At 67.6% G+C, this 14319-nt stretch carries 10 protein-coding genes; 4 read left to right on the top strand and 6 right to left on the bottom strand.

Features of this window, described 5'->3' with window-relative positions; all coding sequences use genetic code 11:
- Positions 1–13: 13 nt before the first annotated feature.
- The 5 genes from QUG03_RS03790 to QUG03_RS03810 form a co-directional block, all read right to left on the bottom strand.
- Positions 14–637, bottom strand: coding sequence for a glutathione S-transferase family protein (locus QUG03_RS03790; protein ID WP_227105058.1), 624 nt, complete (start codon positions 635–637; stop codon positions 14–16).
- 5 nt (positions 638–642) lie between these two features.
- Positions 643–2145 carry a sodium:solute symporter family transporter gene (locus tag QUG03_RS03795; protein WP_500819407.1) on the bottom strand — a complete coding sequence of 501 codons (1503 nt, stop codon included), beginning with the start codon at positions 2143–2145 and terminating at the stop codon, positions 643–645.
- Entirely contained in the window at positions 2142–2375 is a 234-nt protein-coding gene (locus QUG03_RS03800; protein WP_500819408.1) for a hypothetical protein, read from the bottom strand. The genes QUG03_RS03795 and QUG03_RS03800 overlap by 4 nt, the downstream gene beginning before the upstream one ends.
- A gap of 93 nt (positions 2376–2468) precedes the next feature.
- A complete protein-coding gene (locus QUG03_RS03805) occupies positions 2469–5033 on the bottom strand; it encodes a hypothetical protein (RefSeq protein WP_500819410.1) in 2565 nt (854 codons plus the stop codon).
- Between the two features lie 251 nt (positions 5034–5284).
- Positions 5285–6421 carry a sugar diacid recognition domain-containing protein gene (locus tag QUG03_RS03810; protein ID WP_500819411.1) on the bottom strand — a complete coding sequence of 379 codons (1137 nt, stop codon included), beginning with the start codon at positions 6419–6421 and terminating at the stop codon, positions 5285–5287.
- Between the two features lie 184 nt (positions 6422–6605).
- Between QUG03_RS03810 and QUG03_RS03815 the strand changes: the two genes are divergently transcribed.
- Together QUG03_RS03815 and QUG03_RS03820 are read left to right on the top strand one after the other, a co-directional pair.
- Positions 6606–7925 (top strand): MFS transporter, encoded by a 1320-nt coding sequence (locus QUG03_RS03815; protein ID WP_227105050.1) that lies wholly within the window; start codon positions 6606–6608, stop codon positions 7923–7925.
- 37 nt (positions 7926–7962) lie between these two features.
- Positions 7963–9129, top strand: coding sequence for a glycerate kinase (locus QUG03_RS03820; protein WP_500819413.1), 1167 nt, complete (start codon positions 7963–7965; stop codon positions 9127–9129).
- Here QUG03_RS03820 and QUG03_RS03825 read toward each other — a convergent pair.
- Entirely contained in the window at positions 9102–9797 is a 696-nt protein-coding gene (locus tag QUG03_RS03825; RefSeq protein ID WP_235086357.1) for a S4 domain-containing protein, read from the bottom strand. The genes QUG03_RS03820 and QUG03_RS03825 overlap by 28 nt on opposite strands.
- Positions 9798–9933: 136 nt before the next feature.
- On the opposite strand from QUG03_RS03825, the gene QUG03_RS03830 reads away from it, so the two are divergent.
- Together QUG03_RS03830 and recB are read left to right on the top strand one after the other, a co-directional pair.
- On the top strand, positions 9934–10650 hold the full coding sequence (locus QUG03_RS03830; protein ID WP_107800646.1) for an SDR family NAD(P)-dependent oxidoreductase: 717 nt from the start codon (positions 9934–9936) through the stop codon (positions 10648–10650).
- A gap of 71 nt (positions 10651–10721) precedes the next feature.
- Positions 10722–14315, top strand: coding sequence for an exodeoxyribonuclease V subunit beta (gene recB, locus QUG03_RS03835; RefSeq protein WP_500819415.1), 3594 nt, complete (start codon positions 10722–10724; stop codon positions 14313–14315).
- Positions 14316–14319 lie beyond the last annotated feature (4 nt).

A 14319-nucleotide genomic window follows, 5' to 3' on the forward strand; every position in this document is an offset into this window, starting at 1 on the left:
GCTCCGTGGGGGCTTAGTCGGGAATGTCCGGCGCCATCAGCACATCGGGGTGCTGCCAGCCCGGCTGCTGGGCGATGCGTTCCAGCCAGGCCCGGACTTGAGGCCAAGCGGCGATGTCCAGGCCGGCGTCGGCCAGCCACCACAGATAGGCGCTGGCGGACAGGTCGGCGATGCTCAACCGCTGGCCGGCCAGATAGGGCTGTTCGGCCAGGGCGGCGTCCAGGGCGTCCAGATCGGCGCGCGCGCGTTGTTCCAGCCAGGCTTCCACCTCCGGCTGAGGCAGCCGGTTCATCCGCGACCAGCGCAGATTGGGCACCGACAGGCCGACGCGGTTGGCTTCCCAGCTCAGCCATTCGCGCACGGTTTCGCGGCTGCCGTGCTCGCCGCTGAGCTGGCCGAAATTATTGGCCAGCCATTGCAGAATGGCGTTGGACTGGCACAGCGCGGTGCCGTCGGCCACCAGCACCGGCACTTCGCCGAAACGGCTGGCGGCGCGGAAATCCTCCGGCCGCTGTTCGCGCGGCAGCTCCAGGTCCACATGGACGTAATCATGGGAAACATCGGCCAGCATCAGCGCCAGGCGCACCTTGTAGCTGTGGCCGGACAGTCGGTTGCCGTAAAGAGTCAGTGTGGTCATGAGTGTCAGGGTCGGTGAGAAGTATCGCTAGCCGATGATACCGCCGTTGCGCCGCGGCGCGAACCCAGCCAAGCCAGCGCAAAGGCCAGCGGCACAGAGAACAGCGCCGGGTTGGCGTAGGGAAACAGCGGCTTGGCGTGGCCAAGCATGCCCACCCATACCGCCGGGCCGGCCACGATCAGCGCCGCCGCCGCGGCCAGCCCGCCCAGGCTGCCCCACAGCGCGCCGCGCGCGCTGAGGCCGGGCCAGTGCAGGGCCAGCAGCAGCACCGGAAAATTGGCCGAGGCGGCGATGGCGAAGGCCAGGCCCATCAGGAAGGCGATGTTCTGCTGCTGGAACAGCGTGGACAACAGCAGGGCCAGCAGGCCCAGGCCGACGGTGGCCCATCGCGACACCCGCAATTCGGCGTGGGCGTCGACGCGGCCGCGCCGCCACCAGACCGCGTAGAGATCGTGGCTGATGGCGCTGGCGCCGGCCATGGCCAGGCCGGACACCACCGCCAGGATGGTGGCGAAGGCCACCGCCGCCACCAGGCCCTGCCAGGCCGGCCCGCCCAGCAAGGTGGCCAGGTGGATGGCGGCCATATTGCCGCCGCCCAGCAGTTTGCCGGCGGCGTCGTGGAAGCTGGGTTCCGGCCCCACCAGCGCCAGCGCGCCGTAGCCGATGATGATGTTGACGGCGAAGAACAGCGCGATCAGGCCGGTGGCGAAGCAGGCGGACTGGCGCGCGGCGCGGCGGTCAGGCACGGTGAAGAAGCGCATCAGCACATGGGGCAGGCCCAGCAGGCCCAGGCAAAGGCCCAGGCCTAGCGACAGCACTTCCAGCGGATCGCTCAGCGCCGGGCTGGGCAGGAAGGCCTGCGGCCCGCGCAAGGCCTCCACGGCGGCGAACAGCCGCGCAGGATCGCCGCCGAAGCGCCCCAGCACGCCGCCGGCCAGCAACAGCGCGCAGCCGAACATCAGCACCGCCTTGACCATCTGCACCCAAGTGGTGGCCAACATCCCGCCCAGCGCCACGTAGAGCACCATCAGCGCGCCCACCAGGCTCACCGCGGCCAGATAGGGCAGGCCGAACAGCAGCTCGATCAGCTTGCCGGCGCCCACCATCTGCACGATCAGGTAGAACAGCGTCACCGTCAGCGAGTTGACGCTGGCGGCCAGCCGCACCCCGTCGTGGTCGAAGCGCCGGCCCAGCACCGCGGCGGCGGTGTAGCAGCCGCTGCCGCGCAGCTTTTCCGCCAACAGCAGCAGCAAGAGCGGCCAGCCGGCCAGGGTGCCGACGGCGTAGGCCAGAGAGTCGTAGCCCTGGGACAGATACAGGCCGGCGGCGCCGAGGAAGGCCGCCGCGGACAGGTAGTCGCCGGCCAGCGCCAGCCCGTTCTGCCAGCCGCGGATGCGGCCGCCGGCGGTGTAGAAATCGCCGGCCGAGGCGGTGCGCCGCGCGGCGGCGGCGGTGATGGCCAGGGTCAGCAGCACGAACAATAGGAAAAAGGCGGACGCGTGGTTCATGCGCGCTCCGAGTCGTCGGCGCGGCCGGCGGCCAGCGCGTAGCCGGCGGCCAGCAGGAAGAACAGCAGGAACATGGCCAGCGCCAGCAGAACGGACGCCGGCCAGCCGGCGAGTTTGGCTTCCAGCCAGGCCGGACGCAGCGCCAGCAGCAGATAGTAGCCAAGGCAGCCGGCGGCGGCGATCCAGGCCAGCCGGCGGGGGAGGGGGTGAGTGGCAGAGGGCTGGCCCATGAGGGATTACGCAAGAAGTCTAAACCGAACAGTTTAGCGCATCGGCGGGCCGGGCAGGGAGATTGGACCCTGCCCGGCGGCGGGCCAGGTGAATCAGCCTGCGAGCGGACGATACAAGTGATAACGGCCGCTTTGTCGTTCCACTAGCAACAGCAACGGCGGCAGTGACGGGACCGGGGTCTCAATGGAGCGGCGGTTGCGGCTCACCGGCACGCCTTCCGGCAGGCGTTGCTGAAAATGGTCAGAGCGGTCGGCGGCGGCCTTCAGTGTTTGGTAGTCGCGCTCGAAACCGGCAGGGTCGCTGTCCGCCTTGCCCAGGAAGGAGACGAACTGGGCGATGGAGTCGGCGTTCTTGAGCCCTTTGAACGCAATGTTGATGTTATCGATCTGCGGCAGGTCGGCGCCGCCGTAGCGGCTATCCTTCTCGATATGCTTATTGGCGAGGTTGATCAGTTCGAATACATCGACATCGCCGACGCGGGCCTGCTTTTGCGTACCGACATAAGCGAAGTCCAGCGTGTTGGGGCCGCCATGCGACAGCTCGTGGATCAGCACATCGGCGACCGCGCTCGGGTTTTTGCCCATCCGTTCGTAATAGGCGTAGAAGCCATCGCGGCCAACATTGATGATTTTTGATTTGGGCTTGCGGCCCAGAATCTGGTATTGCTCCCTGGAGAGTTCCGCCACCGTGGTGGGAGAGCCGACCCGACTGTCGAAATTGAAGTTGGCGGTATCGATGCGCGCCAGGTCGCCCCGGATCTGGTCCAGATATTTGCCCAGCTGCGCCAAGCGTTTCGGGTCCTGATGGAAGGTTTTGCCGAAATAGGCCTCCTCCGCCAACTGGACTTGGGGGCGAAGGTCGGAGCGGTTCAAGGCCTGGATCGCATTGGCGATTTTGGTTTGCGCGATTGGCAGCGCCTTGCCTATGGCCTTGCGCGCGGCGCGGATTTTCAGCGGCTTGCCGATGATAGGCATGTCAACCAGTTTGAACGCGGGATTGTCCCGGCTGGCTGGTTTGGCCAATCCCACCTCGACGCGCTTGCCGTGGGCGCTCAGCTCGATCTGCAGATTGCGGGCGTCCCCAAGCTGCACTTGCTTGCCGTGCCGTTGAACGGGGTAGTACTGCTGGTCGATGGCCAGGACGTATTGGCCATCGCCGGTGCGCTGGATGCCGAAGTGATTGGGCGTGGATAGCTGGCGCTCGTCCAGGGCCAGCGGCGCGATGTCGTGCTTGGCGATGGCCGCGCGCAGTTCGGGAGCGGCCTGTCGCGTGAGCTCGTGCTTGATATGCCATTCGCCCAGACGATTTTCCACTTCCAGGGGCGCGGCGTCAGGCCGGCGGGCATCGTAGATGTATTCCTTGCCGGTGGCGAGTTCATGACGGTAAGGCACCAGGCGGCCAAACAGCTCGATGGCTTCAAGCCGTGCCGGTTGCGCTGTGAAGGAGTTGTGAACGCTGTAGACATGAGGCGTGTTCGCGCTGCTGGAGCGATGCAAGTGATGCGGACCCAGCGCCAGTTTATGGGCGGCCAATTGTTCCTGCTTGCTGAAATGCCGGAATTTGCCATCGCCCAGCAAGCGCCATTCCTGTGCGAGATGGTTGAAATAGACTTCGCGGTTAGCAAACTTTCCCTGCTGCTTGGCCGGGATTTGCGCAAAGCTGCGGCCATCCTTCTCCAACAAGGCGACGTCATGGTGTTTGCCGTTGGCTTTGAGTTTGATGTGGTTACGACCGTTTTTGAGATGGAATGCCGGCAGGTCTATTCCTGAAGCCTTGCCGCCAGGCTGGGGCGCGGTTTGCAAGCGCTGCCGCTCGGCATGGCTCATCCCATCAATGCTGAAGCGGGCTTGTTGGGTCACTTGCTGCAACAGGTTGAGTTCTTCTTCCCGCGAGGTGGGTTTGCCTTCCAGATCATTGGCTGCATGCTCCAGCAGAGGGCCGACGATGTATTGCGCGATGGCCAAGGGCTGGCTGCCTGGCAGCAGCGTCAGGACTTGGGAGGTGATGGCATCGACTTTCTCGGTGATGTCGGTGATGGCCGAGATCTCCTCGGACGTGGCGCAGCCGCGGCCCTGTCTCCAGCTGTCGACATGCTTGCTTTCCGTGGCCAGTGCGGTGATGGGGTTGCGCAAGGTTTTGCCGATTTGGCGCAGCACTTGGGCGAAGGACAGGTTCTCGCCTTCGTTCATGCAGGAAAAATCAAACATCTTAACGATCTTGACGTCGTCAGGCGCAGCGGTCGTGGTCGTGGTCTTGGGTTTGGGAACGACATGGCGCGCTTGGCGGAGCAGGGGCGTTTCCGGCTGTGGAGGCGCGGAGCGGGAATAGGGCTGGCTGTGGACCTGGACCAGCGCCGAGGGGAGGGCGGATGGCGCGGAGAACGCTGGAAGCAATGGCGATTCGCGGTTGAGAAGCGACTGGACCCCGGCCTGGACATACAGGCCGCTCAGCAGAACGTTTTTCAAGGTGAGGGGAAAGGCGGGGGGCGAAAGCGTGGATGCCGACGAATCGGGTGCATTGCGTATTTGTTTCACCTGAGCAAACAGATTTTCCGTTTCACGGCGTTCTGCCGGGGTTTTTGCGTTGGCGAGCAGTTGCGCTTCAATCGGGCTAGGCTGCTGGGAGGGGCGACTTGAGAAAAAGGGAATGGAGGGCATATGGCGGTCCTGTGCGGTGAGGGCGATCTCGGGCATCGCGACAGGGGGCAATACTAGAGACAGGCTTGGAGCCTGCCTCTCAAAAAGTGTCCATACGCCGTCTTGGTCTTGTTTCGTTGCCGCAGTCATGGACTGCGCATAAGCATCTGGAGACCTTGCTGGAAATCGCGCTGGCGCAGCAGGGGGCCAAGCCGGCGCGGCTCAAGCGCATCGGCCGGTAGCCCGAGGCCGAGGCCGTCGACGAGCGAGTGTCACCCCAGCAGCAGCGCGACGTAGAGCCGGAAACGGTCCTCGTGACGCTGCAGGTCCAGTCCGGTGATGTCGGCGATGCGGCCCAGCCGGTAGTCCAGCGTGTTGCGGTGGATGTGCAGCGCCCGCGCGGTGGCGCCGGGGTGGGACTGGTGGGCGAACCAGGCCTCGGCGGTGCGGCGCAGTCCGCTTTTGCCGGCCTGCTCCAGCCTTTGCAGCGGCTGCCGCAATTGCTGGGCCTGCCAGCCGTGATCCAGGCCGGACAGCAGCACCGGCAGCGCCAGTTCGTAATAGCTGTGCGCCCGCCGCTTGGGCTGCCGTTGCCGGCCGATGCGCGCGGCGGCGCGGGCGCTGAGACAGGATTGGGCCGCGCCGTCCCGCCCTGGCAGCGCAATGCCCATGCCCAGGCGGAAGCTGGGCGCCGCCGTTTCTTCCAGCCAGGCGGCCAGCGCGCGCAGCCGGCGTTGCAGCAGCGCTTCGCGCTCGGCTTCGCCTTCCTCCTCGCAAGCCTCCACCAGCACCAGCTCGTAAGGGCCGGTGGCCGCGCTCAGCAAGCGCGGCCAGCGCGCCGCCAGCGCCGATTGCAGCTGTTGCAGCGCCGCCTGGGCCTGATCGGCGGCCAAGCCCTCTTCGTCCAGTTGCAGGCTCAGCGCCACATGATGCTGTTCCAAGCGCAGCCCCAGGCGCTGCGCCCAGGCGTCCAGCGCCGGGCCGGGCTCGCCGCGTATCCATTCCAGCACAAAGGCTTCGCGCTGGCGCGCGTCGTGTTGCAGCGCCCGCTGCAACTGCGCCTGCTCCAGAATCATCTCGGCGGTCAGCCGCACCAGTTCGCCGAACTGGCGAACCTGCTCCGGCTGGCCGGTCAGGCCGACCACGCCCGCGATGCGGCCGTTCACGTGCAGGGGCAGGTTGATGCCGGGACGGGAGCCGTGCAGCTTGCCGGCGGTGGCCTCGTCTATTTCCACCGTGCGTCGTTGCGCCAGCGCCAGCAGCGCGCCGTCGTGCAACTGCCCCAGCCGGCCGGCGTCGCCGCTGCCCAGAATCGCGCCTTGGGCGTCCATCACGTTCACGTTGAACGGAATGATGCGCATGGTGCGGCTGACGATGTCCTGCGCGAGTTCGGCGGTCAGAATGGGCATGGCGCGTCCAGGGTTTGTGCGTTTGCATAATATATTCCGGCAATTTCCGCGCATAAACCAGACGTCTGCACGAAGTATTTTCCGTTGGCGCTGACCAGAATGAGCGACGCGATACAAAAACAATATTCATCAGAACCAAGGAGACGCGCCGGAGGGAGAGCCCCCGCGCGCAGAGGAGATGGATGTGAACCCTAGCGATACCCTGAGCGCGCCGCGGCAGGACATTCTGGCCGGCGCTTACAAGAAAGCCGTTTGGCGGCTGATTCCCTTCATTTTCGTTTGTTATCTGTTCAACTACCTGGACCGCGTCAACGTCGGCTTCGCCAAGCTGGAGATGCTGGACGCGCTGGGCTTGAGCGAAACCGTCTACGGCCTGGGCGCCGGCATTTTCTTCATCGGCTATGTGCTGTGCGGCGTGCCCAGCAATCTGATGCTGCACAAGGTGGGCGCGCGGCGCTGGATCGCCTTGCTGATGCTGGTGTGGGGCACCTTGTCCGCTTGTCTGATGTTCGTGTCCACGCCGCAGTCCTTCTACACGCTGCGCTTTTTCACCGGCGTGGCCGAGGCCGGCTTCTTTCCCGGCATCGTGCTGTACTTCACCCGCTGGTTTCCGGCCGACAAGCGCGGCCAGGTGATGGCGCTGTTCATGTCGGCCATCCCGGTGTCCGGCGTGTTGGGCGGGCCGCTGTCCGGCTGGATGCTGCAGCATTTCGCCGCCGGCCAAGGCGGCCTGGCCGGCTGGCAGTGGCTGTTCCTGCTGCAAGGCCTGCCCACGGTGTTGCTGGGCCTGGGCGTGTATTTCTATCTGAACGACGGCATCGCCGAGGCGCGCTGGCTGAGCGCGGAAGAGAAAGCGGCGATGCGGCAGGCGCTGATCGACGACGAGGCGCGGCGCTCGGCGCAGCGGCCGGTGGAGCAGTCCTTCGCCAGCGTGCTGCGCAACGTCAATGTGTGGATGTTGGGCGCGATCTATTTCGCCATCCAGATGGGGGTGTACGCGATCAACTTCTGGCTGCCGTCCATCATCAAGGGTCTGGGTTTCCAGAGCGCCGGCGTCATCGGCTGGCTCAGCGCGCTGCCTTATCTGGCCGCCTGCTTCTTCATGGTCTGGGTCGGCCGTTCCGGCGACCGGCGCGGAGAACGCCGCTGGCACGTGGTGCTGCCGCTGCTGATGGGCGTGCTGGGCTTGCTGATGGCGGCCAATAGCGGCGGCGCGGTCTGGCTGTCCATGCTGGGGCTGAGCCTGGCCACCATGGGCGCGCTGGCCGGCCTGTCCATGTTCTGGCCGCTGCCCACCGCCTTTCTCGGCAGCGCGGCCGCCGCCGGCGGGCTGGCCTTGATCAATTCGCTGGGCCAGGTGGCCGGCTTCGTCAGCCCCTTCCTGGTGGGTTGGATCAAGGACCTGACTCACAGCACGGATCCGGCGTTGTACATTCTGTCCGGCGTGATGCTGGCCGGCGCGCTGCTGGTGCTGCGGATTCCGCCGCGGCTGGTCAATCGCTAATATCTTGCCATCGTCGTCTCTTGTGATTGAAAACCGCATGAAAATCGTGATTGCCCCGGACTCCTACAAGGAAAGCCTGAGCGCGCTGCAGGTGGCCCAGGCGATAGAGGACGGCTTCCGCCAGGTGTTTCCCGCCGCCCGCTACCACAAGCTGCCGATGGCGGACGGCGGCGAGGGCACGGTGCAGGCGATGCTGGACGCCCTGGGCGGCCAGTGGCGCGAGGCGTCGGCGCGAGGCCCGCTGGGCGAGACCTTGTCCGCGCGCTACGGGCTGACCGCGGACGGCGTGGCGGTGATAGAAATGGCCGCCGCCAGCGGCCTGGCCTTATTGCCGCCGGAACGGCGCAACCCCTTGCTGACCGGCAGCCACGGCACCGGAGATCTGATCCGCGACGCGCTGGACGCCGGCGCGCGCCGCTTTGTGCTGGGCATAGGCGGCAGCGCCACCAACGACGGCGGCGCCGGCATGTTGCAGGCGCTGGGCGCCAGGCTGCTGGACGCGGACGGAGGCGAACTGCCGGCCGGCGGAGCGGCCTTGGCGAGCCTGGCGCGGCTGGAGCTGTCCGGGCTGGACCCGCGGCTGGCGGCCTGCCGCATCGACGTGGCCTGCGACGTGGACAACCCCCTGACCGGCCCGCGCGGCGCGTCGGCGGTGTTCGGGCCGCAGAAGGGCGCGACGCCGGCGATGGTGGCGGTGCTGGATGCGGCTTTGGCGCATTTCGCGGTCTTGATGGAGGGCGAGTCGGGCGTGGCCGCGGCCGAGGCGGCCGGGGCCGGCGCGGCCGGCGGCATGGGCGCCGCGCTGCTGGCCTGCCTGGGCGGCCGGCTGCGTTCCGGCAGCGCCATCGTCGCCGAGGCCGTCGGCCTGGACGCGGCGTTGGCCGACGCCGATCTGGCGGTGACCGGCGAAGGCCGCATCGATAGCCAGAGCGTGCAAGGCAAGACGCCGATAGGCGTCGCCCGCGTCGCTCGGCGTCATGGGGTGCCGGTGCTGGCGATAGGCGGTTGTCTGGGCGCGGGCAGCGAGCTGACCCACGCGCACGGGCTGGACGCGGTGTTCGCCGCGGTCAGCCGGCCGTGCAGCCAGGAACAGGCCTTGGCCGAGGCCGCGGACAATGTCAGCCGCGCCGCGCGCAACGCGGCGGCGGCGCTGGCGCTGGGCATGAAGCTGGGTTCTCAGAAACGCTCGAAGTCCGGCACATAACGCCACTGCCCGGCCGCCAACTGGCCTATCGCCAGCCGGCCGATGCGGATGCAGCGCAGCGCCAGCGGGCTGACGCCCAGGCCGGCGCAGATATCGTCCAGCCAGCGCGCGTCGCGCGCCGCGAGCACCAGGCGCAGTTGTCGGTCGCTCTGGCGCGAGACTTTGAGTTCGCGCGGCGGTTTGCCGCCGGGGCGCAGGCCGCTTTGTCTTTGTTGCAGTTCGGCGGCGGCGGGCGCGGCGTCGACATTGATCAGGAATTCCAGCTGGCAATCGGCCAGCCGCTGCGCCAGCTTGCGGTCCTGGGTCAGCGCCACCAGGCCGTGGGCGCGATCGGCGACGGCGCCGACACCTTGCAGATGCTGGCGATGGCGCGGCAGCCAGCTCAGCCCGCTGACGTCGCCCGGCATCTGGCTGTCCGGGCCCAGCAGGGACAGCGGCTCGGCGCCGGCCGGCTTGTGCAGCAGCAGGGTGACCGCCGCGTCGCGCTGCGCGTCGGGCCGGCCCAGGAGTTCGACGCGCTGCTGCGGCTCCACCCGGCTGCCCAGCGCGGTGACGATCTGGCCGTCCACTTTCACCAGACCCTGCTCGATGCAGGCGTCGGCTTCGCGCCGCGTGCACAGGCCCAGTTCCACCATGCGTTTTGAAAGTCGGATTGCGGCGTCGCTCATTGTGTCAGGCCTTGAATGCGGGGTTCGGGCGGCGATTATCCCCTTTGCCGGCGTGGCCGACAAATTTGACGAATCAGGTATCCTTCTCGTCTGTCACTGCCGCGGAACCGCCGCGCAGATTCATTTTGGAGACGCCGTGAATATACTGATCATTGGAGCGAGCCGGGGCCTTGGCAAGGCTTTTGTGGAAGGATTGGGGCGGGAGGGCGACCGCGTGATCGGCGTTTCCAGGCGCCGGCCGGAAGACCTGAAGCCGCCGGCCGGCGTTGCGCTGGACTGGATAGAGGCCGATTTGTCCAAGCCGGCGCTGGCCGTGGAGCAAGTGATGAGCGCGCTGCCGGAACGGCTGGACGTGGTGATGTGCAATGTGGGGATCTGGGAGCGGGAGGCGTTTGAGTCCTCCTATGCGTTTTCCCGCTGTTCGGATCTGGAACTGATGGAAGTGGTCCAGGTCAATATCGCTTCGACGATTCTGCTGCTCAAACATCTGCTGCCGCGCATGTCGGGCGCGGCCAAGCCGCAGCTCATCCTGACGGGGTCGACTTCGGGCCTGCCGCGCAGCGGCCGTCCCGAAGTGGCTTTCGCCGCCAGCAAGTTCGCCTTGAGCGGCATGGCCGACGCGCTGCGGGAGGAGTACCGCGCGCAGCGCCTGGCCGTGACCTGCCTGCAATTGGGCTACCTCAATACGGAGGACGATTTGTCCGTGCCCCGCGAACACGCCGCCGAGCGCGGCGCCGGCCAGCTGATCCCGCTGCACGACGTGGTGAGCCTGACGCGCGCCTTGCTGAATTTGTCCGACGCCTCCTTCGCGCGGGAAATCGTCCTGCCCGCTATCCTGGACGAGCGCTTCTGAATGCGGACAAGCGACGCTGGCCCCGATGACGGGTCGTTTAAATGGCCGAATCGCATTAAAGTGTCGCCATCATGAGCCTGCTTCCCCAAGCGCTGGACGCGCTGAACTGCCCGCTGAGCGGCATCAACCTGATCGAAGCCTCGGCCGGCACCGGCAAAACCTGGACCATTGCGGCTCTGTTCGCCCGGTTATTGCTGGAAGAGCGCGACGGTCAGCCGCCGCCCACCGTCGATCAAGTGCTGGTGGTGACCTATACCAAGGCCGCCACCGCGGAGCTGCGCGAACGGCTGCGCCGGCGCTTGAGCGAGCTGGCGCAGACGCTGGCCGGAGAGGGCGAGGCCGGCGGCGATCCCTTTCTGTCGGCGCTGGCGGCGCGTTTCCCGCCCGGCGCGGCGCGGGAGCAGGCCTCGCAGCGGCTCAAGGCCGCGATCACCGGCTTCGACGCCGCCGCCATCTACACCATCCACGGCTTCTGCCAGCGGGTGCTGACCGATGCCGCCTTTGAAAGCAGCCAGACCTTCGAAGCCGAACTGGTCAGCGACGACGAGGAGCGCTTGATCGAGATCGTCGACGACTTCTGGCGGAGGCGGGTGGTGGACGATCCCTTGCTCGCCCAAGTGCTGGTGGACAACGGCGAAACGCCGGACGGCTGGCTGGCGGACATCCGGCCCTATCTGTCCAAGCCCTATCTGCGCATGCGCGCGCCGCACGTGGCCGGCCTGGAGCGCGCCTTGCTCGCGGTGGAGCGGGGCTGGCGGGCGCTGGCGGCGCGGCCGGAAGGCGCGGCGGAGGCCGCCGATCTGCTGCGCGCCGCCGTCGGCTTCAACGCGCGCAGCTACAGCCCGGCCATTATCGAACGCGCCATCGGCGCCCTGGACGGCCTGCTGGCCGCGCCGGAGACCACCCCGGTGCTGGACAAGGAGAGCCGTCGCCAGCTGGACAAGCTGCTGCCGGCCTCGCTGGCCAAGGGCATGAAGAAAGGCCACGCCGTGCCGGAGCACCCCTTGTTCGCCTTGACGGAGGCCTGGCTGGGCGCCTGGGATGCTTATATGGAAGAGGTGGCGCTGTCGGTGGCGCAACTCAAGCTGGAGCTGATCGCCTGGACCAATGAACAATTGAGCGCGCGCCGCGTGGGGGAGCGCAGCCGCAGTTTCGACGACCTGTTGACCGATCTGGGCGCGGCGTTGACCGACCCGATCAGCGGTCCGCTGCTGGCGGCCCACGTGGCGCGCAGCTTCCAGGTGGCCTTGATCGACGAATTCCAGGACACGGACCCCATTCAGTATTCCATCTTCCGACATTGCTTCGTCGCGCAGTGGCGGCCGGTCTTCCTGGTGGGGGATCCGAAGCAGGCGATCTACAGTTTCCGCGGCGCCGACATCTTCGCCTACCTGGCGGCGCGTAACGACGCGCAACATCATTACACGCTGGACACCAACCGCCGCTCCGAGGCTCCGCTGGTCAGCACCGTCAACGCGCTGTTCGCGCGGGAACTGCCGTTTCTGATCGAGGGCATCGCCTATCAGCCGGTGGCGGCGCAACCGGCCTCCGGCGGCCGGCTGGACATCGACGACGACAGGCCGCCGTTCTGCTTTCAATGGCTGAGACCGGAGACCGAGGGCAAGGCCGCCAGCGGAGAAGCCGCCGCCGAAGGGGCCGCCGAGGCCTGCGCCGACGAGATCGCGCGTCTGCTGGCGCTGGCCGCGGTCGATCGCGCCGCCATCATCGCCGGCGAGGCGCGCCGGCCCTTGGCCGGCGGCGACATCGCCGTGCTGGTGTCCACCCATCGTCAGGGGGACCGGGTGCGCCAGTCCTTGGCCGAACGCGGCGTGGCCAGCGTGGCGCTGACCCAGGAGAGCGTGTTCGCCAGCCGCGAGGCCGGCGAGATGCTGGCCTTGCTGCGCGCCTGGGCGGAGCCGGCCAGCGAGGCGCGGCTGCGCGCGGCGCTGGTGACCGAACTGGCCGGGGTCGACGCCGGAGAGTTGCTGGCCCGGGTGGAGGACGAGGCGCGCTGGGAAGCGCAGCTGCAGGCCAACGCCGCCGACCACCTGCTATGGCGGGAGCGCGGCTTCATGGCCGCCTGGCGGCATTTCTTCGCACGGGAGCGGGTGGCCGAACGCCTGCTGCCGATGCCGGACGGCGAACGCAGGCTGACCAATCTGTCTCATCTGGCCGAACTGCTTCAGCAAGAGAGCGATCAGCGCCAGGGCATGGCGCCGCTGCTGGGCTGGCTGGAAACGCGGGTGGCGCAGCCGCCGGGCGGAGAGGAGGCGGTGCTGCGGCTGGAGAGCGACGCGGCCCTGGTCAAAATCGTCACCATCCACACCGCCAAGGGCCTGCAATACCCGGTGGCCTTCTGTCCTTTTTTGTGGGGCGGCGCGCTGGAGCGACGCGACGCCGCGTTCTGGCGCTACCACGCTCAGGATCAATCCTGGCTGGCGCCGGACGCCGCGGCCGACGCCGAGGTGAAACTGGCGGCGCGCAGCGAACTGTTGGCGGAGAAACTGCGTCTGCTCTACGTGGCGCTGACCCGGGCGCAATATCGCCAATACCTGTGCTGGGGCTGGGTGCGCGGCATGGAGACGGCGGCGCTGAGCTGGCTGCTGCACGGCCGCGACGCGCGCGCCTTGCCGGAGCTGGAAACGCTGGAACTGGACGACGCCGTGCTCAGGCGGGAGCTGGAGGCGTTCGCGGCGACGGCCAACGCCGCCGCGGCAGGCGCTTGCGCGGTGCTGGAGGAGGACGGCGCGCGGCCGGCCTTGGCCGCGCGGCGCGAAACGGGGCGGGATTATCAGGCTCAAGCGTTCACGCGCCGGCTGGCCGCGCCGTGGCGGGTGGCCAGCTTCACCTCGCTGACCCACGCGCAGGCGGCCGGCAAATGGCAGGAGAGCCCGGACCACGACGCGGGGCAGCCCGCGGCGGCGGCGGAAGCGCCGGAGCCGCCGGCCCTGGATCGTTTCGGTTTTCCGCGCGGGGCCAAGGCCGGCACCTGCCTGCACGAGATTTTTGAAACCATCAGCTTCGGCGTGGACGACGCCGGCCTGCGGCAGGCGGTGGAGCGGGCCTTGGCCAAGCACGGCTTCGCGCCGGAGTGGGCCGACGCCGGCTGCGAGATGGTGGCGGCCACGCTGAACGCGGAACTGGATCCGGGGGTGAGACTGGCCGAGGTGCCGGACGGCAAGCGGCTGGTGGAGATGGAGTTCATGCTGCCGGCGCCCAGGCTGGAGGTGGCTAAGCTGGCCGCCATCCTGTCCGCGCCGGAACACGGCCTGGCTGCGCCCTTGCGCGCGGCGGCGGCGCAACTGGACTTTTCCACCGTGCGCGGTTTTCTCAAGGGTTTCATGGACCTGGTGTTCGAGTCCGACGGGCGCATTTATCTGGTGGACTATAAATCCAACCACCTGGGCGGGCGGCGCGAAGACTATCGCGCCGAGCGGCTGGCGGAATCCATCGCCCAAGAACATTATTATCTGCAATACCTGATTTACTGCGTGGCCCTGCGGCGCTATTTCAGCGCGCGCGGCGTGGACTTCGCCGCCCGCTTCGGCGGCGTGCGTTATCTCTATCTGCGCGGCGTCGGCGCCGACGCTTGCGGGATCTGGAGCGATCAGCCCGCGCCGGCCTTGCTGGAGGCGCTGGACCAATGGTTCGCCGGGCATGCGTAGGAAT

It is taken from the genome of Chromobacterium sp. CCUG 30098, from assembly GCF_059916605.1.

What these genes read in the sequence shown, in the direction of transcription:
- QUG03_RS03810 (WP_500819411.1), bottom strand. Translation starts at nt 6,421, where the DNA reads ATGCCCATTCTGACCGCCGAACTCGCGCAGGACATCGTCAGCCGCACC.
- QUG03_RS03820 (WP_500819413.1), top strand. Translation starts at nt 7,963, where the DNA reads ATGAAAATCGTGATTGCCCCGGACTCCTACAAGGAAAGCCTGAGCGCG.
- QUG03_RS03790 (WP_227105058.1), bottom strand. Translation starts at nt 637, where the DNA reads ATGACCACACTGACTCTTTACGGCAACCGACTGTCCGGCCACAGCTAC.
- QUG03_RS03805 (WP_500819410.1), bottom strand. Translation starts at nt 5,033, where the DNA reads ATGCCCTCCATTCCCTTTTTCTCAAGTCGCCCCTCCCAGCAGCCTAGC.
- recB (WP_500819415.1), top strand. Translation starts at nt 10,722, where the DNA reads ATGAGCCTGCTTCCCCAAGCGCTGGACGCGCTGAACTGCCCGCTGAGC.
- QUG03_RS03825 (WP_235086357.1), bottom strand. Translation starts at nt 9,797, where the DNA reads ATGAGCGACGCCGCAATCCGACTTTCAAAACGCATGGTGGAACTGGGC.
- QUG03_RS03800 (WP_500819408.1), bottom strand. Translation starts at nt 2,375, where the DNA reads ATGGGCCAGCCCTCTGCCACTCACCCCCTCCCCCGCCGGCTGGCCTGG.
- QUG03_RS03795 (WP_500819407.1), bottom strand. Translation starts at nt 2,145, where the DNA reads ATGAACCACGCGTCCGCCTTTTTCCTATTGTTCGTGCTGCTGACCCTG.